This window comes from Bacillus yunxiaonensis, assembly GCF_037104695.1.
In the GTDB taxonomy this organism is placed as follows: Bacteria; Bacillota; Bacilli; order Bacillales; family Bacillaceae_G; genus Bacillus_A; species Bacillus_A yunxiaonensis.
Window position 1 is genome coordinate 898,487 of sequence record NZ_JBAWSV010000001.1, and the last position, 20,973, is coordinate 919,459.

Annotated in this window: 16 protein-coding genes; 3 read left to right on the forward strand and 13 right to left on the reverse strand. The window is 34.9% G+C overall.

Features of this window, described 5'->3' with window-relative positions; all coding sequences use genetic code 11:
• Positions 1–209 precede the first annotated feature (209 nt).
• Entirely contained in the window at positions 210–701 is a 492-nt protein-coding gene (locus tag WAX78_RS04490; RefSeq protein WP_336481065.1) for a CarD family transcriptional regulator, read from the forward strand.
• 665 nt (positions 702–1,366) lie between these two features.
• On the opposite strand, the gene WAX78_RS04495 is transcribed toward WAX78_RS04490, so the two are convergent.
• From WAX78_RS04495 to WAX78_RS04515, 5 genes are all read right to left on the reverse strand, one after another.
• On the reverse strand, positions 1,367–1,507 hold the full coding sequence (locus WAX78_RS04495; protein WP_336481066.1) for a phosphonate ABC transporter permease: 141 nt from the start codon (positions 1,505–1,507) through the stop codon (positions 1,367–1,369).
• A 56-nt stretch (positions 1,508–1,563) separates the two neighbouring features.
• Entirely contained in the window at positions 1,564–4,926 is a 3,363-nt protein-coding gene (locus WAX78_RS04500) for a tubulin-like doman-containing protein (RefSeq protein ID WP_336481067.1), read from the reverse strand.
• Positions 4,927–4,943: 17 nt separating this feature from the next.
• Positions 4,944–7,046, reverse strand: coding sequence for a vWA domain-containing protein (locus WAX78_RS04505; RefSeq protein WP_336481068.1), 2,103 nt, complete (start codon positions 7,044–7,046; stop codon positions 4,944–4,946).
• Positions 7,047–7,418: 372 nt separating this feature from the next.
• Positions 7,419–8,459, reverse strand: coding sequence for a DmpA family aminopeptidase (locus WAX78_RS04510; protein ID WP_336481069.1), 1,041 nt, complete (start codon positions 8,457–8,459; stop codon positions 7,419–7,421).
• 69 nt (positions 8,460–8,528) lie between these two features.
• Positions 8,529–8,864, reverse strand: a complete 336-nt coding sequence (locus WAX78_RS04515) for a hypothetical protein (protein WP_336481070.1) — start codon at positions 8,862–8,864, stop codon at positions 8,529–8,531.
• A 177-nt stretch (positions 8,865–9,041) separates the two neighbouring features.
• Between WAX78_RS04515 and WAX78_RS04520 the strand changes: the two genes are divergently transcribed.
• Positions 9,042–9,449, forward strand: a complete 408-nt coding sequence (locus tag WAX78_RS04520) for a hypothetical protein (protein ID WP_336481071.1) — start codon at positions 9,042–9,044, stop codon at positions 9,447–9,449.
• A 141-nt stretch (positions 9,450–9,590) separates the two neighbouring features.
• Here WAX78_RS04520 and WAX78_RS04525 read toward each other — a convergent pair whose 3' ends face one another.
• The 5 genes from WAX78_RS04525 to WAX78_RS04545 form a co-directional block, all read right to left on the reverse strand.
• Entirely contained in the window at positions 9,591–10,310 is a 720-nt protein-coding gene (locus tag WAX78_RS04525; protein ID WP_336481072.1) for a class I SAM-dependent methyltransferase, read from the reverse strand.
• 220 nt (positions 10,311–10,530) lie between these two features.
• Entirely contained in the window at positions 10,531–12,237 is a 1,707-nt protein-coding gene (locus tag WAX78_RS04530) for a peptide ABC transporter substrate-binding protein (protein ID WP_336481073.1), read from the reverse strand.
• 532 nt (positions 12,238–12,769) lie between these two features.
• A complete protein-coding gene (locus WAX78_RS04535) occupies positions 12,770–14,476 on the reverse strand; it encodes a peptide ABC transporter substrate-binding protein (RefSeq protein WP_336481074.1) in 1,707 nt (568 codons plus the stop codon).
• Positions 14,477–15,215: 739 nt separating this feature from the next.
• On the reverse strand, positions 15,216–16,022 hold the full coding sequence (locus tag WAX78_RS04540) for an ABC transporter permease subunit (RefSeq protein WP_336481075.1): 807 nt from the start codon (positions 16,020–16,022) through the stop codon (positions 15,216–15,218).
• Entirely contained in the window at positions 16,019–16,909 is an 891-nt protein-coding gene (locus WAX78_RS04545) for an ABC transporter ATP-binding protein (protein ID WP_336481076.1), read from the reverse strand. Before WAX78_RS04545 ends, WAX78_RS04540 begins: the two co-directional genes overlap by 4 nt.
• 163 nt (positions 16,910–17,072) lie before the next feature.
• Between WAX78_RS04545 and WAX78_RS04550 the strand changes: the two genes are divergently transcribed.
• Positions 17,073–17,663 carry a TetR/AcrR family transcriptional regulator gene (locus tag WAX78_RS04550; RefSeq protein WP_336481077.1) on the forward strand — a complete coding sequence of 197 codons (591 nt, stop codon included), beginning with the start codon at positions 17,073–17,075 and terminating at the stop codon, positions 17,661–17,663.
• Positions 17,664–17,690: 27 nt separating this feature from the next.
• Here the strand turns inward: WAX78_RS04550 and WAX78_RS04555 are convergent, their stop codons facing one another.
• The 3 genes from WAX78_RS04555 to WAX78_RS04565 form a co-directional block, all read right to left on the reverse strand.
• A complete protein-coding gene (locus tag WAX78_RS04555; protein ID WP_336481365.1) occupies positions 17,691–18,842 on the reverse strand; it encodes a branched-chain amino acid ABC transporter substrate-binding protein in 1,152 nt (383 codons plus the stop codon).
• Positions 18,843–19,036: 194 nt separating this feature from the next.
• Positions 19,037–20,065, reverse strand: a complete 1,029-nt coding sequence (locus WAX78_RS04560) for an oxidoreductase (RefSeq protein ID WP_336481078.1) — start codon at positions 20,063–20,065, stop codon at positions 19,037–19,039.
• Between the two features lie 158 nt (positions 20,066–20,223).
• Positions 20,224–20,925, reverse strand: coding sequence for an ABC transporter ATP-binding protein (locus tag WAX78_RS04565; RefSeq protein ID WP_336481079.1), 702 nt, complete (start codon positions 20,923–20,925; stop codon positions 20,224–20,226).
• Between the last annotated feature and the right edge of the window lie 48 nt (positions 20,926–20,973).

Here is a 20,973-nt window from a genome sequence, read left to right on the forward strand (position 1 = left end):
CAATTATTTATCCCGCTACTTTTGGGCAGTAAGCCCCCACTGATAGGAGGTTCAATTTATTATACACTCATTTTATTTTTAGTTTTATACATATGTAACAATGATTTTATCTAATCAAACAAAAAATATTGACTATGATAATATTTTTGTGATATTATAAATAATTTTACTTATCATCTTATATATGATAAACTTAGAAAGGTTACCATATGGAGGTGGATTATTTGTTTCAAATTGGCGATAAAATTGTTTATCCAATGCACGGAGCAGGTGTGATTGAAGCCATAGAAGAAAAAGAAGTCCTAGGAGAAAGACAAAAATATTATGTAATAAGAATACCAATTAGTAATATGGAAGTAATGATTCCGATGAAAAAAATGATACAATCACGTATACGATTAATTGCCGATAAGCTTACATTAGAAAATGTATTACTTATTTTTCAGTACGGTGAATCAGATGATTCACTCTCATGGAAGCAAAGATATACCCAAAACATGGAGAAAATGAAGACGGGTGAAATACAAGAAGGTGCTGAAGTAGTTCGCGACTTAATACGTAGGAATAAAGTAAGGGCGCTTAATGCAAGTGAAAAACAAATGTTAGACAACGCACAAAAAATTTTAATTAGTGAATTGAGTTTAATTAAAGGAATTACTGAAAATCAGGCAATTGATTTGTTAAATACGAAAGTCGGTTAGGTAAAGAAATCCTTTTAAAACCGTTTTGAACTTGATTTTAAATTATATAAGATACCTAAAACGACAAAATAGCCTAACATCTATTTTGTTTTTTTTTTGCTTTATGTACCTCAATATGATATGATTACAAATACGATTTGATTATAGGAACATTACCCTCTAAGAAAAAATTCTTTTTCCTCTAAATGAATTATTCTCACCACTTTTTATTCTCATACTTCTAAGTATACGATGAGGTTCATTTATCCAAGCATTGTTTTTGGATATCCCGATTCATACTGGCACGGTCATCGGAGCCGTAAGGACGAAAGAGAGGTAGGGCTTTCGTTGTTTTGAGGTTTCAAAAACGATAATGAACATTTACTGTTCTTATCTTCCATTTTAACGTAAAAACGATAACAGATTTAAATATATGCTTATATTTGCTCGGTTCATATAAATAGGAAACACATCTTTAGTAATATTTTAAAAGTTTTTTATATGAAAACAATCAAGACAGTAAAATGGTTTAATAGTGAAAAAGGATTTGAATGTACGAAGTACCAAATGATAGTAATGTTACAGTAAATTGCATTCAAACAAGTTAACAGAGGTCAAAACCTAAGAATGTTGTAAAACTATAAGAAAACGAGAAGAACATGCAGTAATTTACTGCATGTTCTTTATTATTCTTCTACAGTTTCTTTTTCATCTCGATTCATACATTCATCAATAGGTTGACTATCTTTTCCCTCCATATAAATCATCGCATGATAAATTTCTGAATATAAGCCAAACACTTGATATACACTTCCAAGAAACGGCATGAGAATCCCTCTTTTCCAAATAATAAATTCCAAAGTTAAGGATTCCCTATCTTTTCCTAAACATTCGCATTTGTATCTTCCTCTTCTATTTGAACGTTAAGAAGATGTAACCATTTCTTATACGGTGCACTGTTTGGATCTACAAATTCTTTTGCATATGAGCGATTCCATAGTTGCTTTACAAATAAAGTCGCTTCTTTTTTTGCTGCTGTTTCCGCTCCGGTCCCGTAATAAGCTTTAAAATATTGTTCAACTTCATTAACAAGTAATCGTAACAATTCATCAGATGTTTCTTCTAATGTCGGATCATATTTTGCTTCCTTATCGTACATCAAGATAACATCTAAAATATTGTGAACATGTTCTTTTCGAAGCCATTTTATATCTTGCGCACCTAACAGAAAGGAATGTGTATATAAATGTCCTCCGTGCTGCAATGCTTTTTCTTGTTCCTCTTCAAAACGAGAAATGATATTTTCATATATAAATGGGTTATGAAGCAGTGCACGATGCAATTTATATCCTTCATTTGTTACATTTTTCCCCATCGATTGAATAAGAGAGCTTCTCCCCACCCCGTTATATTGGTAAACAAACTGACCGTCCACAGCGGCTAGACTAATCCAACGATATATATATGCATACAATAAAGCACGATTACACTTATCATAATCCAGTTTTGTTTGTGTAGCATTTAAGTCTGGCATAAAAGCAGGTAAGTGCCAATACTTATCAAGATGCGGTGTTAAATTCGATTTGCGAACGTTTAATTTATTTACACGGCGATAATAAGACTGAAAGTAATCTCCCTTCTCATTCACATAACCATTTGCAATATGTCCAGACGATAATTTCGGAAAATCTTGCAGCGACAATCCATAATGCGCACGGTAACATACAATTTCATACGGTGAAAAGGCTGCATCAACCGTTTCTTTTTCCTGGAACATCTCTTGTAACGTTTCTTCATTTAATCCTTGATGAACGAGTGGATGAATACCCCAATATTGCAATTCACGATGATGCGCAACTTTCGGTATAAATGGACTTGCTAGATGCAGCAAATCTTCAATTTTCTCACTTACATACTCTGTCATATCGCGCTTTTGAATAGCCGCTTCTTTCCGCAATGCATCAATAATATTTAATTCTAATTTATCTCGGTAGCGATCTTGTAATTCCTGCTCACAATATGTCAAAATATGTTTCCGATAAAAATCTTCTACTTTTTGTGATTGCCCTTCCTCTGCTTGCGCTCCCCTGCAATATTCACGATATAAACTCATATAAATTTCAGCAGATATCTCTTTTGGCAGCACACCATTGTTTACATGGTGATGAATATCCTTCCACATTTCTTCCTGCATTCGCTCATCTGCTAATACATATACATTTGTTGGATTTGTTTTCCCCTCAAATTCTTTACTACGTTTTTGAATGTCTAATAATAAATTTTCACGAGTTTCTTGCAAATTATCAAAGAAACGCTCCCAATATTGAATCATTTTATCAACAGCTTGATATAAAGATTGATATACAAGCTCTAGTAGCATTTCTTTTCGATATTCATTTAATTTGTGTATATATTGAGTTATAATATCTTGAAATTCTTTTCGAAATGTCCGCTGGTCATTGTGAAACATTTTCCCAAACCAATTTTGCTGTTGCGCCAATTCAACACGTCTAACAGCTGTTACCGTTCCTTCAATATTACTTACATTAAATTTTTTATCATAATTTTGGATAAGACTGCGCTTTTGTTCATTATTTTCATGTAACCGATTCATTTTTTCGGTTAACAATTTACGAATTTCGTATAACATGTAACGTGCAGCAACAGGGTGAACAGGATCTGTTTTCTTTAAAAACCATGTATTCAACTGATATGACTGTCCTTCTGAGCCGCTTGGTGTAAATCGATCAGCTTCAATCATATCATATATCAACGTTGTTACATGCTCGTGCACGCGGCTTGGTATTGCATACGCATATAAACGTGCAGCATGGTCTACTCGTGCCACTTCACCTTTCATTTGTTCAGCAATTTTCAGCTTTGCAGCTGAAATTTTACACTCTCGCTGCAAGCGATTTAACTCTTCATCTTTTTGTACTGTACGCTGCACATAATTTTCTACTGCTTCTAAAAATAATTTTGATTTTGATATACCAATCTTTCCGCCTTCTGCTCCTTCACGTGTTTCATAATACATTTGCTTATAAAACACATGTGCCTGTTCTGGACGAGTCGCCAAATGCTCTAAATCTTCCAAGAAACTTTTTCCCCGCTCAGGCTTTTCACGCTGCATGCCGCGGCGAACGTCTTGCTCATACCGACTTTTCTTCTCTTGAAAAAGTCGATCTAGATGAAGCCATGATTCATCTAGTCCTTGCACCGCCCATTTTAAAGCGCAGTAACGAAGAACATTTTCGTATGGATAAATAAGTTTTGCAGCTCCTGCTCCGCAATAACGAGCTTTACCATTTGAATCAGCAAGTTGTTGAATTTGATTATCTTCTTGTGCAAAATGACTCGTTGACATCGGACTAAATAATTGTAAATAAATTGTATTTGTCATTTGTTCCATATAATCAGACAAACTATGCAAATGATGACCATGTAAATTTTCATAATCATATAAGAAGCAATAATTGTACGGTAAATGATGCTGCATAATGGTATGATTTGTGCGTCCATCTTCATCCACTTGATCAGGACGATATTCTAACTCAATTGTAACGCCCCCGCGACGTGATAATTCTCCTGTTGATCCTAAAGTAATTGCATGTAATTCTTTTAATGATGCATACCCGTTTGCCTGTACTGATTCAAATTCTTTGCCACTTATTGTACGTGTTTTAACGAGAACATCAGGAAGTAAAAAAGCACCGCGAATTAAAATGTTGTGATGTTGCAACTTTTTCCGAAGCATTTCTCGTAAATATAGAGCAATTTGTAAAAACATACCGGAACCTGTGCCACCAGCTAGTGACGTAACAATAATAACGCGCACACCATATTCCGTTGTATCACTTGTTACTGGGAAAATCTTCTCAATTTCTTGCCAAAAAGTTGTTAATTTATCTTCCTTCATCGCTGCGCGCAGTGCCAATCGAGAAATAACCCGAAGTTGACCAGCGCCTTCTGTTAATGGTTTATCTAGTACGGTCGGATCAATTGGAAACCAATCTGGAATCGTTGGATCTTCTGCCATATATTCGCGTGGTGTTTTACTGGAGCTCGTTTGTGTCACAAATTTACGTATATGCTGAAAGTGACTTAACGTATTAATATCTGTATCAAATACGTGCATCGCTACTTTTTTACGCCGTTCTTTCGGAAGTTTCCGGTAAATATCATGTGTAACTGTACTTCCAATTCCTCCAAGTCCAATTAAAATTGTTGGCACTTGAAAATCCATGTGAACCACCTTCCTATTTATTCACATTCATATCTGTATACTTCTTTTCCATAGCCGCGGTCAATAACAACCATTTCGTTCGGATATAACGTTTTATGCTCACGTCCTACTTCTTCATCTGTTAGAAACATACCATCAATTACCATGCCTGGTACTTGAGAATCTTTCGTAACAAATATAGATTTTGAGCCTTTTTTTGCAATAAATGTAACCGACTGCACTGTTTTCCGCTCCGCTCGAAATGGAATACCAAAATAATGATTCCACCATTTCGTTCTTAGCAATTCTGGTTCAGATTTATATAACCAATCTTCCGCAATAGATTGATCCCATTCATAATACATAAGCGCTTTCTTATGAAAACGCGGACGAACTATCCACCCAATGATAAGAGTTCCAATAATGAATAAGATGATACTAAACGGTAAAACGAACTGAAAAATGGTCGCATAACGCTCTAAAAAAGGAACGTCAATAATAGACAACGAAATTTGTTTACTAACTTTTTGCGATTGTGAATCTCGTAATGTGATGGTAGCTTCTATGATGCCGGTATCTGTAAAATTAAATGTGTTGGAGTAATAAGGACGAGGATATACATATATTTGATTTCTATTTTGCTTTAACTCATAGTTGATAGATTTATGAAATGTAATGGTTGCTGTTTTCAACAATTCCCTTACTTCTGCTTCTGACATTGATTCTTCATTTAGCAATGGCTGTATAATAAATGGTGCGCTATGCTCCAAATTTGTTACTTTTTCTTTATAATTTTTTGTAACAACTTTGAATGATAATTTTTGTTTTGGAACGGATTGAATGCGAAATTCTTTCGTTTGGCGATAAAACCCTTTTATATTCATATGCACATTTCCATGTACCGCGTCTTTTCCTATCTTTATTTCATAATAGAAGACTTTTCGCTTCTCATCCCATTGCATCGAATACATTTGATTATTTATTTCTATTTGAGCGGTAAAATATGAAGCATCTACTGGTACATTTGTTGGTTTTGCTTCTATAATTGCTGTTTGATCTTCATAGATTTGTTCTGTCTCTTTTTTCTGGTCCTTTCCTTTTTCATATATGGAAACAGTATAATCTAATGCTGGTTCTGCCAGTACTTTCATATTTTCCTTTGTCACTGCTTGATTCATTTCTACTATATATCTCCCTGGTTCCATTACAGCTTTGTTTTTAGGCATAATATGTGTAATTCCACCATATAACCCCATTCCCACCGGTGCTTGAATCGAAAATTTCGATTGTAGATTGAGTGTTCCTTGTATATTTTGGACACGATACGGTATGTTCTGAGAAGATTGATCAACAAGTGTAATTTGTTTTAACGGAAATGGCGTTGTAATTTCAACCTTGTTTTCTATTATATTTGTTTTCACCGCCTCTTCTACTGATGAAAATGGATCACGATTTGCTATTAAGGCAGCTGCTTGATTGACGCTGTTGATAACCCCGTCTTCTCCACTTGTAGGGAGCACGATTCCATTTATCTGTTGTTTCCAAATATCTTTAAAGACATTCATTTGTGCTTGTTCTTGCACCCCTAAATTTTCTTCCATTGTAATTAATACTGCATGTAAAGAAATATTTTTTACTTCCATTTCTTTTTTGAAAGTGCTGAGCGTTTCTGAAATCCGTTTTTTCACACTATCATCTTGTTTTTCTAGCTCATTGAATGCTCCATCTGTTAGAATAATAAGCCAGAATTCACGATTGGCATTTACCTGAGCTTGCCTCTTAATAGACTGGATTGCCGTTTCTACTGATTGAAAAGGTGTATTAGCATGTTCATTCCATGTTTGAATCTTCTCAATTTCCTCTTGCCGTTTGTTATTCGCTAGAGAAACTGTTTTTTCTTGCGATGGATGACTCATTGCTACATAGGAAAACGTATCTTTTTCATCTAACAATGCAATCAAACTTTGCAATGCATAATTTGCATATTTCCAACGATCATTATTACGCATACTACCAGAATCATCATACACAAGTGAAACAACGCGCTGTCTCGCTTCTTCTCCTTTCGCTAAACTAGAAAAAGGACTAATACATATGAGTAGTAAAAACAAAATAGATGTGGCTATGATTCGAATATACATGTTGAAGCTTCGCCACCTTTGTAGACAAATTCCTATGTTTAAACTTATGAGAAGAAATACAAGATATGACTTGTATTTCGAAAAACAATTAAAAACATAATATTATTATGTAAACTGTAATTTAATAAAAAACTGTTCATATGCAGTTTTTTATTTTCTCCTAAATTTCTTTCTCTCTCAATACTTCTGCCCCTTCCTATTGAAGTACATTTCAACTTCCTAGGCTAAATATAATATGTCACTTTCCGGTTTAAATTCTATTCGTTTCTGTTTAGCAATGAAAAAACTGACATTTGTGCTTTGTAGTTTGTATGCAATGGTAATAATTGAAACTCTCCTTTATAGCCTAATTTAGTTTACATAATTAAATTATCACAATCTATTTTTTGCTATGTTTTTCAAAATTTCATAAGGTATGGCTTCTAATTTTCTTTTCTCTCTACCCTCCATCGTTTCTGCCATAGATAAAGCATTCCATATTGCCTCTTCCACGGCTTCAATTGTCATCGCAAATATATGAGAAATCTCTTCCCCATCTTCACGTAAAAATTGATATTGTAATAATTCTGTAGTGGGCGTATGAGAAATACGATGTGCTGTTGAAAAGGCAATGACGATATCTCCACTCCCATGAGCTCCATAAGAACCTGCCTTTGCAAGTCCAAAAGTCGCTCGCTTTGCTATGCGATGTAATTGTCTATCACTTAATGGTGCATCGGTTGCGATAACAATCATGATAGAGCCATCTGGCATAGTTTCCTCGCTCTCATTTCGAATATATAAGTCTTCTTTTCTCCCAAAATTCGTAACAACAAGAGCACCTACTGTATACGTTTCTTTTGTAAAGGTTATTTTGCGTGAACTTGTACCAATTCCGCCTTTATATCCAAAACAAGCCATTCCTGTACCGGCTCCCACACACCCCTCTTTTACTGGACCATTCTTTGCGTTTGTAATGGCCTCAATTGCGTGCTTTGGTCTTACATAAAGCGTTCGAATGTCATGTAAATATCCATCATTACACTCTCCAACAACAATATTTACAGTTCCAGTTGTATCACCAATTTCTTCATTCTGCTCTAGCATATATCGTAATGTCCCTTCTAATACCGGAGCAATTGCAAATGTATTGGACAGCATAATCGGACTTTCAAGTACACCTAGTTCTTGTATTTGAATCGTTCCAATCGTTTTTCCAAAGCCATTAATAACATAAGAACTAACAAATACTTTTTCACGAAATATATTTCCATCATGCGGTAAAATCGCCGTGACACCAGTACGAATATGCATTTCTTCCTTCAAAGTAACATGACCCACTAAAACACCTTTAACATCAGTAATGGCATTCCATTTTCCCGCATCATATTTTCCAATTTCGACTCCTAGTTCACGTAACCGCACTCGCTTCATACTTTCACCTTTTTCTTAATTTTCTATCTTTTATTATAACAAAAATGAGAGTGCAATCTACAAGCACTCTCATTGTTTTACGTATACTTCTACAACTGGATTTTCTTTGTGATCAGCATGAAGACGAATGTTACTTTCTTTTACATTGTAGATATCCGCCAATAGTAATACTGTTAATATGTTAGGAAATTTGCTATCTGTGCCATATTTTCGTTCAAGTGCTTCCTTATATTCAAACGCAAGATCTCCTTGTATATATGTATACACTTCAAAGCCATCTTGTAAATCACAGACAATGGTATCAATAATATCAGCCCCTACTTGACGTGTCATCTCTTTTCGAAGTGCATCCGTTAATGCATTCCATGACACTTCATACGTTTGAAATGTATCTGAATGATTCATTTTTTTCTCTCCTTTTTATCTCACTCTAACAGGGAGTAACATTTTTCATTACTAGAAAACAGTCCTTCCTTATCATTCCCGTTTTTCACTGCAATTATGATGGAATAGACAAACGTACAAGCCGCTCTTGTCCCTTTAACATATCGTAATATTGGAAAGAGAAAGGGGCAAAATTATATGAGTTCTCATAAATATTTTGATACATGTCGGCGTTATTATGGGCGAGTCGTACGTATTGAAGACCATAAAGGCAATATCCATATTGGAAGAATTGTTGATGTAACGGATGAATCAGTTTGGATTGAACCCGTTCATCGTAAGCGATTTGACCACGGGTTTGGCTTTGGTGGCTTCGGCTGTGATTTCTGCGGTGGTTTAGGTTGTAACCATTGTGAATTTGATGAATGTAGATCTGGTAGACGTGGTAGACGTGGTAGACGTGATAGATGTGGTAGATGTGGATTTGATGAATGTAGATGCGGATTTGGTGGAGGATTTGGTGGATTTGGTGGAGGATTTGGAGCCGTTGAACTTGGTTTTGGATTTATTTTCGGTATTACATTAGCTGCTTTATTTTTTATTTAAAGAAAAGCCAACTATATTTTGTTGGCTTTTTTAATAAAGTGAAACTTCCATCAGTGGGGGTTCTTCATCCACCACTGATGGAAAGCTCGCCCAATCGGACTTTTACGGGGAATGAAGTCCACCATTAATCAAAATTCCACTTTATTTTTGACAAATAAAAATCCGGTGCCCTAATATATGCTTGTATTGATGTAAAATATGTTCATGCGCAATCCATGCATGATACAGATCTTGTGAAATAAAATCTGATATATCCCACTCTTGTTCCTCTACAGGTGCAGAAGTCGTTGCTGCAATTGTTCCGCCTCCAAGTACACGTACTGTTTTAAAATTTGCTTGTTTAAAGAATATAACCCATTCTTGCGCTGTTAACAGTTGTTCCATTCCATATAAAGTTACTATATTTTTTTCCTCATGTACTGGTAAATGTTGCTCAATTACCAATTCAATCACAAGCAGCGTCCCGCCATATTGTAATACACGATAACATTCATCTATCGCTTTTCTTTTATTTGTAAACGCAAGAACAGATTCTCCTAATACAATATGAAACACTTCATCACGAAATGGCAGTTCTTCTGCGTTTCCTGCAATGAGTTCAATATTCACTCCATCCTTGTACCATCTTTTCTTTGCTTTTTCAATCATCGTTTCATTCATTTCAACTGCACTTACACTTGAGCCATATTGTTTCACAATATAGGAAGCTGTCCTGCCCGTTCCACAACCAATCTCTAATAATTTTGTATGCTGGTCTAATGAAAGCTGTGCTAACAATTGCTTTGTAAGCGTAAAACCTCCTGGATGTGCACTGCCAATACCAAATGCTGCAAGGAAATCTAAATAAGAATATTGTTTCATATTCATCTCCTTCTATCTCACATGTAACGGGCATATTTAAAAAGAGCTATCGATAGAAGATTCTTGCCCGTAAAGACCCCATTAGTGGAATTGACTATCATAAAGTGCAACATTCATTCATGGATGTTGCACTTTATTTCGTACTGCATATGTATTCATCACACTTCAAAATGTGCACATAAAGAAAGAGGATACGTCACCGCATCCTCTTTTTGAATCATTATTTATCTTCTTTTTCAGTGATATATGTCCACTTGTAGCTGAAATCTCCACCGACATTATGCTTAATAATGTTGTGTACAGTTGGACGTTGTAAGTAAGAACTTCCGCGTTGGTACAGCGGTGCAATTGCAGCGTCATCAAGTAACATTTTCTCTGCCTTTGCAAGTTGTTCCCAACGAGTTTTCTCTTGCGTTAACAATGTTGTTTTACCTTTTTGAACAATGTCATCATACTCTTTATTTGAGTAGCTCATTTGGTTATGAGAGTTTGTTGTTTCAAACATATCGATATATGTCATTGGATCTGCATAGTCAGGACCCCAACCGGCGAAAGAGATATCAAAGTCTTGATCTGTTTCTAGTTTTAATTTTTGTTTAAACGGTTGGTTTTTCAGGGTAATTTTTAAGCCTGGTAAGTTTTTCTCTAATTGCTCTTTTAAGTATTCACCAAGTTTCTTCGAATCATCAGTATCATAGTTTAATAATTCAAGTGTGATTTCATCTTTACCTAACTCTTTCTTCGCTTCATTCCAAAGTTTTGTCGCTTCTTTCGCATCATATGTTACAGATTTTACATCTCCATTGACTTTACGGAAATCTTTATCATCTGGACCTTTTACGAATTCAGCTGGTACAAGATAGTCAGCTGGCTTAGAACCGTTGTTTAAGATTACGTTCGCTAATGCTTTCTTATCAAATCCTTTTGCAATCGCTTGACGAAGTTTTTTGTTTTGAAGCGGTGTGTCTGTTTGTTTCAGACGTTTTTCGTTTAATCGTAAGAAGAATACAGATGGCTCTAAATAGCTACCAAATTCATCTTTCTTCGATTTATATTTATCAACATATTCAGCAGATAAACCAACGCGATCAGCTTGGCCGCTTTCATATAAGTTAATACGAGTAGATAGCTCTTTTACAACACTAAAGTTGATTTCTTCTAACTTAACTGATTTCTTGTCCCAATATTGATCATTTTTCTTCAGCTTCCAACCTTGTTCGTGTTTCCATTCTGTCATAGCGAACGGACCATTGTATACGATGCTGTCTGCTTCAAGGCCATACTTATCGCCTTTTTCTTTTACAACTTTTTCATTTAATGGATAGAAAGAACCGAATGTTGTTAATTCAACGAAGTATGGAACTGGGTTGTCTAATTGTACTTCTAATGTATAATCATCAACAGCCTTTACACCTAAGGAATCAACTGGTGCTTTCCCTTCGTTAATTGCCTGTGCATTTTTTACATCATACATAATAAATGCGTATTCAGCAGCCGTTTTTGGATCTAATAAACGTTGCCATGCAAATACGAAATCTTTCGCTGTTACAGGATCGCCATTTGACCACTTCGCATCTTTACGAAGCTTGAATGTATATGTTTTACCGTCATCGCTCTTTTTAAACGATTCAGCCATACCTGGAGTTGGCTTTTGGTCTTTATCAAGACGATATAATCCTTCCATTACGTTATTTAAAGCAAGGAAAGACACTGCGTCTGTTGCTTTAGAAGAGTCCATAGACGGAATTTCTTGCGTTTCTAGTAAGTTTAACACTTGTTTGGATGCTAACTTACCTTCTGTTTTTTTCTCATCATTTTTTGGCTCTGTGCTTGCTTTTTTGTCCCCTGACCCTGAACAAGCTGTTAAAGCCATGCTCATCGCCAACACTGGCGCTACTACAGCTGTGATCTTTTTAATCTTTTTCATTTTGTACCCTCCCTAATTATATGTACGATACTACTTTTGAGAAACTTTTTGATAACTTTATGTTTCTATATAGTTATCAGAAAATTTCTATTAATTAATATTCTACTAATTTTTTCGATTTTGTAAAGTGATATTATTAAAAAAATTAAAAAAATTATTTTATTACAGTAATATTTATAATCATTCCGTAAAATAACTCAAGAAAAAAAGGCATCCCTTTGCTATATGGATGCTTAAATCCTTTTGTTTATTACTATTTTTTAAAAAATATATAAAACAATTATTTACTAGATATTGCATTCTTATACATATCTACTTTGTATACCTTCATTTTGTACTCTTGTATTTCTAACAAAGATTTCCTATTATTATGAAAATTCAGAAAAATATTTTATTACAGTAATATTTATAATCATTCTATGAAATAATGCGGAACTTCCAATTAGTGTAGTACTGCATATGTACTCATCCCGATTCAAAATGTGCACAGCGAAAAGAGGATACGATATCGCATCCTCCTCTTTTCAAATGATTATTTACCTTCTTTTTCAGTGATATATGCCCATTTGTAGCTATATTGGGAACCAACATTGTGCTTATAAATATTGTGTACAGTAGGACGTTGTAAGAATGCTTTTGCGCTTTGAAACATCGGTACGATTGCTGTTTCATCCTCAAGTAGGATTTTTTCAGCTTTCGCCATTTCTTCCCAACGTTTTTTCTGATCTGTCAGCCATTCACCTTGAGATTTCTTAACAATTTCATCATAGTTCGCATTTGAATAGCTCATTTCGTTTTGTGGATTTCCTGTTTGGAACATATCTAAGAATGTCATTGGGTCCGCATAATCTGGGTTCCAGCCCGCATAAGACATATCATAATCTTGTGCTGTTTCTAATTTTAATTTTTGCTTGAACGGCTGAAGCTTAATATTCACTTTTAAACCTGGTAAGTTTTTCTCAAGCTGTTCTTTTATGTACTCACCAATTTTCTTTGCACTATCCGTATCATAGTTTAAGAACTCAATTGCTACTTCTTCTTTACCTAATTCTTTTTTTGCTTCTTCCCAAAGCTGTTTCGCTTTCTTTACATCAGTTTTTACGCCTGTGGATTTAAATGTTTCACGGTAATCTTTTCCATCTGGGCCAGCAGCAAACTTTTCTGGAATAAGAGCGTCTACTGGTTTAGAACCATCATTTAAGATAACATTTGTTAATGCTTTTTTATCAAAGGCCATTGCAATTGCTTCACGAGCTTTCTTATTCTTAAGTACTGTATCTTGACCGTTACGCTTTTGATTTAAACGTAAGAAGAATGTTGCCGGTTCTAACAGCGTTCCAAATTCATCTTTATTTGCTTTGTATTTATCAACGTATTCAGCTGTTAAACCGACGCGATCAAGTTGGCCACTTTCATATAGGTTTACACGAGTAGACTGTTCTTTTACAACGCTCCAATTAATTTCATCTAACTTAACTGTCGCTTTATCCCAATATTGGTCGTTTTTCACTACTTTCCAGCCTTGTTCATGCTTCCATTCTGTCATTTTAAATGGTCCATTATAAACCATCTTATCAGCTTCTAAACCGTATTTATCTCCATTTTCTTTTACAACTTTCTCATTTAATGGTAAGAAAGATGTAAATGCTGTTAAGCCAAGGAAATATGGAACAGGATTATCTAATTCTACCTCTAATGTATTATCATCTACTGCTTTTACACCTAAAGAGTCAACTGGTGATTTTCCTTCGTTAATTGCTTTTGCATTTTTCACATCATACATAATAAATGCATATTCAGAAGCCGTATTTGGATCTAGCAGACGTTGCCACGCAAATACGAAATCTTTCGCTGTTACAGGATCACCATTTGACCATTTTGCATCTTTACGAAGTTTAAATGTATATTTTTTACCATCATCACTCTTTTTATAAGATTCTGCGACACCTGGAGTAGGCTTATTATCTTTATCAAGACGATATAAACCTTCCATCGTATTCCCTAACATAAGGGAAGAAACTGTATTTGATGATTTTGAAACATCCATTGTAGGAATTTCATTTGCTTCTACTAAGTTTAATACTTGTTTTGCCGCTAACTTACCTTCTGTTTGTTTGTCTCCACTTTTTGGCTCTGTACTTGCTTTTTTGTCCCCTGCCCCAGAACAAGCTGTTAGTGCTACGCTCATCGCTAATACAGGCGCTACTACAGCTGTGATTTTTTTCATCTTTTTTTTCATTTTGTACCCTCCCTAATATTATGTACGATACTACCTACGAGAAAATTTTTGATAGCTCTATGTTTCTATATAATTATCAGAAAATTTCTACTAATTAATATTCTACTATTTTTTCCTGTTTTGTAAAGTTATATTGTCAAAAAAATCAAAAAGTTATTTTATTACAGTAACATTAATAATAATTCTATGAAATACACTAAGAAAAAAGCAGTCCTTCACTAAATGTGTGCTATAACTCTTTTATTTATTAATACTTTGTTAAGCTCATTCAAAACAATCATTTGAGTGCTATTGTATTCTTATACATATCTTCTTTTTAGCCCTTTTCTTTGTTCCTCTCGAATTGCTGAAAAAACTTGCTCATGTTTTATTGGATAAATTTATTTTTACTACTCACAACAATGGCTTATTCTCTCTGATATCAAATAATCCCATTTTCTCGAAATATAAGTCGATGCTATACAAAATACAACATGCCCTGTACTCAGTTGCTCCCTTTGTTTTAAACCTCGCATGTGGCAGGAAAACCCCCTGATCGCTTCTATGCACGGCCAGATGCTCTCGACCTCCCCAGGGGGCACTTGAATATATCATTTTAAATGAGCATTCTCAGAAACAAGTATTGTTATTTTGAATATGAAGCGCTGATTACAAGATGAAAAGATTAAAAAACAACCTTATTTCAGTTAAATAGCGAAATAAGGTTGTTTGTATTTTATATTATGTTTACAAAACATCTTTATAGAGGCAAATCTCTTCTCTTAAACAACATAACAGCCATTACAAAGAGAATACAAGATGCTGCAAGTAGACCAATGCTTGCAGGCCATATGTTATATGTTCCATCAACAATTTCTTGCGGTCGATACAAGTTAAATATAGATAACTTTCTCATCCATTCCAATTTATCACTCAATTTCCCTAACATATCCAGTCCATAAAACAATACTGTTATACCTGTAGAAATACTTAGTGCTTTCTTTTCATCATCAAATAAACAGGAAAAGAAAAATGAATATGCACAAATTACAAGAAATACAAGTCCACCAAGAAGATTGAGTTTAAAAAATAATACTTTATCAAGAGATACCTTTTCAATTAGCCATTCTGCCCCGACTAAACCGCCAAGATAAGTAGCTATAACGATCGTAAATAACCCTATGATTAAGACAGATGCTTGTGTCAAAATTACCTTTGTACGCGAAACAGAAGTAGATAATAAATAAGCCATTGATCCTCTATCAACTAGATGAGCAACTAATTGTGTTGATGCTAAAATACTATATATCATCAACAATAAAACAAAGATTAAACCATAATATTCTCCGGCTAAAAAATCATTCAATTGTTCAATCCCTTTTTCAAATCCCACTGCTTTTAATACCCCTTGAGGCATCGCTTTCAGTACTTCATCTAATCCCTTTACAGATGAGAATGATGGAAAGATCCAAATTAGTAACCATAAATAAAGAACTGAACCAATAGCATAGTTCAAAATCATTTTGGCATTTGCTTTTAAACTAGCAACAAATAATGCTTTACTCATAACCGATCTACTCCTTCCTCATCATAGTAATGCATAAAGATATTTTCTAAATCCATTGTTCTCATCTGAAAACCAATGACATCATATTGCGCTAATATTTGAAGAAGTTCATTATAATTTCCCTGTACAATAATCGAAGCTGTATTTCCTTGCACGCTATCAATTTGTAGTGCCGTTTTCTTTAACGCTTGCAATTGTTCTTGTGAGGATACTGTCACATCAATAACTTGCCGTTGTTTTGCTCTCAAATCATGAATATTTTCTACTGTGAGTAACTTTCCGTCTTTAATAATCCCTACACGATCACATGTCCGTTCAATTTCTGTAAAAATATGAGACGACATAAAAATTGTTTTTCCTTTTTGTTTCTCTTCTAATATAAGATCAACAAATAACTGCTGCATAAGCGGATCTAAACCTGAAGTCGGTTCATCTAAAATGAGCACTTCCGGATCGTGCATAAAGGCTGCTACAATCCCTACTTTTTGCTTCATTCCTTTAGACATTTTTCGAATAGGCGTTTTCACATCAAACTGAAAGCGCTCAATTAATTCATCACGTCGACCATTACTTTTCATACCGCGCATTCCTTGCATAAGCTGCAAAAATCCCAATCCATTCATTCCTTCTATAAAAGAAATCTCTCCTGGTAAATATCCAACCCTTTTTTGAATATCAGCCGCATCCTTCCAGCAATCCAATCCGAACATCGTCGCTGTCCCAGAAGTAGGCTGTATAAATCCCATTAAATTACGAATTGTTGTTGATTTTCCGGCTCCGTTTGGTCCTAAATAGCCAAATACTTCGCCTTCTTTTACTTGAAATGAAACATCGAATAAGCCTTTTCCGTTTGAAAATTTTTTCGTGACATTTTGAACGATTAACATGATTCCACCTCATTTTTTGAAATATTAAACATTTTATATTTCAAAATTATTATACTCCTCAGTTATAAGAGAAGCAACATTTTTTGAAATTTAATAAAGCCTATATTTCAAAAATGTTGTTTCCTTTCTTATCATCTTGTATATTTAAGTGGAGGTGATTCATATGAACGGTTTTGAAAAGGTGAAACAGAAGAAAAAACAGGCTATTAAAGCGGCTGCATTAGAACTGTTTTCAAAATATGGATATAAAGATGTAAAAATAGAAGATATTGCAAAACAAGCGAAGGTTTCACAAGTTACAATATATAATCATTTCGGAGGTAAAGATGCTTTATTTCGCGAACTCATTCAAGAGTTTAGCATGCAAGAGGTTCATTATTATGAAGAACTGTTCACGAGCGACTTATCTTTTCAAGAAAAAATACATCGTATTATGACTCGAAAATTACAAAGTGTGAACCGTTTACATCCTGAAATGATTGAACAAGCAATGCAAACAGATGAAGAATTGCGTAATTTTCTATTTACATATCAAATGGAAAAAGCGCTCCCCCTTTTTCTTCACTTTATTGAAGAAGCACAGCAGAAAAAAGAAATTAATCCAGATCTTTCAAAAGAAATGATTTTGTTATATATCAATACGTTTTCTAAAATGAGTGATCAATTCGTTGCCCACTTAGTTGGTGAACATCGCGAACAGCAAACAAAAGAAATCCTCACAATGTTTTTCTATGGACTTTCTAATCCAAACTAAAAACCCGGCCGAGGCCGGGCTTTTTCCTTATTTACTTACCTCTCCTTCTTGCGTTCCTGGATATTTCGCACCTTCATACTTATAAATGTAAACTTTGGCAAATTTGTTATCACCTTTATCATCGAAAGCTACTTTCGTAATAACGCCATCGTATTCTTTTATAGCCCGAACTGCATCGCGTACTTGTTCACGTGTTGGATACTTGCCATCATTTTTCTTAATAGCATCTTTAATTCCTTGTAAAATAACGCCAGCCGAATCATATCCATATGCAGAGTATGCTTCCACATCTTTTTTGAACTTCTCTTTATATTCTGTTACAAATGTCTTCCCTTTCTCTGTTACTGTTGGTGCTGTCGCTACTGTCGTATAATACGTATCTTTTAATCCATCTTTTGCAACTTCTGCCATCGTTGGAGAATCGATACCGTCACCACCCATAATTGGTGCTGTAACTCCTTTTTCACGTGCTTGTTTTACTAAAACGGATCCTTCTGAATACATACCACCAAAATACACAAGGTCTGGCTTTTTCGCGACAACTTGGTTTAACACACCACTAAAATCTTTCTCACCAACTGTAATCCCTTCATAACCTACAATTTTTGCTCCTAGCTTTTCCGCTTCTTTTTTAAATGCGTCAGCTAAGCCTGTACCGTATGCCGTTTTATCTTGAATTACAAAAATATTTTTTGCCTTTACTGTTCCAATCGCATATTTAGCTGCCGCCGGGCCTTGGAAATCATCTCTTGCAACAAGCCGTGCAACAGTCTTTAATCCACGTTCTGTTAATTCAACTGCCGTACTTGATGGTGATACCATAACAAGATTTGCTTTCTCATATGTTTCGGAAGCGGCAATAGATACACCTGACATTAAATGTCCGACAACGCCTAATACATCTTTATCAGCTGCGACAGACTGAGCATTAGCAACCCCCTTTTTCGGGTCACCTTGATCATCTTGCGGAACAAATTGCAATTCAAAACCTAGTTTTTTAAACTCTTCTTTTTGTTTATCTACTGCAAGCTGCGTTCCAAGCTTAATAGATTCTCCAAACGCAGCTGATCCACCAGAAAGAGGGGATTCAGAAGCAATTTTAATTACTTTACTTGTCCTTGCTTCATTTTTCGTAGAAGCTGAATTATCAGTTCCTTTACTCGTACACCCTGCCATCATTCCCGCTAATAAAACCCCTGATAACAAAAGCGATATCTTTTTCTTCACAGTACTCCCCCTAAATTCTTAATATTTATAATATTTAAAATATTAATCCATACTTAAAGGTTGTACAATAAAAATCGTTAGCGTTTTCTCGTAAAATTCCGACATGATTTGCTAACATATAAAAAGAGTCAGCGCATACACTGACTCTACCATTTCACTATCATTCCTTGCTGACTACTTTGTAAACAAGCTGTAATAATACGAATTACATTTAGAGCTTCCTCAGCAGTAACAGGTGGCATTTCTCGTTTCATTATCGCATCTCGGACACCTTTATAATAGTTTTCATAACACCCGATTTCTGTTGGAATATGAATTTCTTGTTCCTCTGTAGAAAGAACAGTATACATATGCATAGCATCTTCTCCATATCCTTCATCACCAGGTTTCTTTCCTGCCTTTAGCTGCTCTTCTTGGGAATCCATTCCATATTTAACAATCGAGCCTTTTTCACCGTGAATGCTAAAATGTGGTCCTGCATATTTAACGTGACTACCGCTATGAAGAATAACACGCATTTCTTCATAATGAAGAATAATATGAAAATAATCATCTATTTGTGACCCCGGACGCTGATTGACAATATCTGCATAAACTGCTTCCGGCATTCCAAATAGATGTAACGCTTGATCAATGAGATGTGAACCTAAATCAAATAACATCCCTGATCCTGGTAATTTATGTTCTCGCCAGCGATCGCGAACATGCGGACGAAATCTATCAAAATGAGCCTCATACGTATAAACTTTACCGATTTTATCATCTTGTAATAGTTTTTGAACCGTTCTAAAATCGTTATCAAAGCGGCGATTATGATATACACTTAAGACAACGCCATGCTGCTTTGCTAGTGCTATCAATTCTTCCCCCTCTTCAACAGAAACAACAAAAGGCTTTTCAACAACAACATGTTTACTGTGAATAATTGCTTTTTTTGCATATTCAAAATGCGTTGTATTAGGAGATGTAATAATAATAAGATCAATGTTCTCTTGCATAACAAGCTCATCGATTGTTGTCACAACTTCTGCATGTGGAAATGATGCTTTTACTTTTTCTTCTTGTGAAGAAACAATCGTACGGATTTCATAGTCTTCAATTGTTTGTAGCAGCGGAATATGAAAGGTTGTACTAGAAAAGCCGTAACCTACAATACCAACACCTATTTTGTTCATAAAACCCCTCCAAATTATGTATGGAATATGATGAACTTTTATTATATCAACTTATCTTTTTTCTACATAATGTTTTGCTTTTTTAAATTGCTCTTTAGTACTAATGGTAATATAGATTAACATGCCAAAAAGCCACCCTACTTAGGGTAGCCCTCATACTATGCTAAATACGCTTCTTTCACAAATTCATTATGCATTAATGTTTTTCCTTCTCCTACCATTTTAATTTCCCCTGTCTGAATCACATATCCACGATGTGCAATTTGTAACGCTTGATACGCATTTTGTTCAACAAGTAGAATCGTCATTCCTTCTTTATTAAGCTCTGAAATAATTTCAAAAATTTGCTCAACAATAATTGGCGCAAGTCCCATTGAAGGTTCATCTAACATAAGTAAATGAGGACCGCTCATAAGCGCACGTCCAATCGCGAGCATTTGTTGTTCGCCACCACTCATCGTACCGCCCTTTTGTTCTAGCCGTTCTTTTAACTTTGGAAAATAGTGAAAAGTGCGCTCCATCCGTTCCTTCACTATTCTTTTATCCTTTACTGAAAATGCCCCCATCTCTAAATTTTCTTTTACTGTGAGGCGTGAAAAAATGCGTCTCCCCTCTGGTACATGAGCAATTCCGGATAATGCTGTTACATGAGGGGATTGTTTCGTAATTTGTTTACCCTCAAACAAAATTTCTCCTGACTTCGGTATAACAAGGCCACTAATCGCCTTTAATGTCGTTGATTTTCCAGCTCCATTGCATCCAATAAGCGTTACAATTTCACCTTTTCCTACAGAAATATTAATAGCTTTTAACGCATGAATGCCACCATAATACGCATTTATATTGGTAAGCTCTAGCAAAATACTTCCCTCCTTTTTATCTTTTCCGAACGATTTTATAGCATTTTT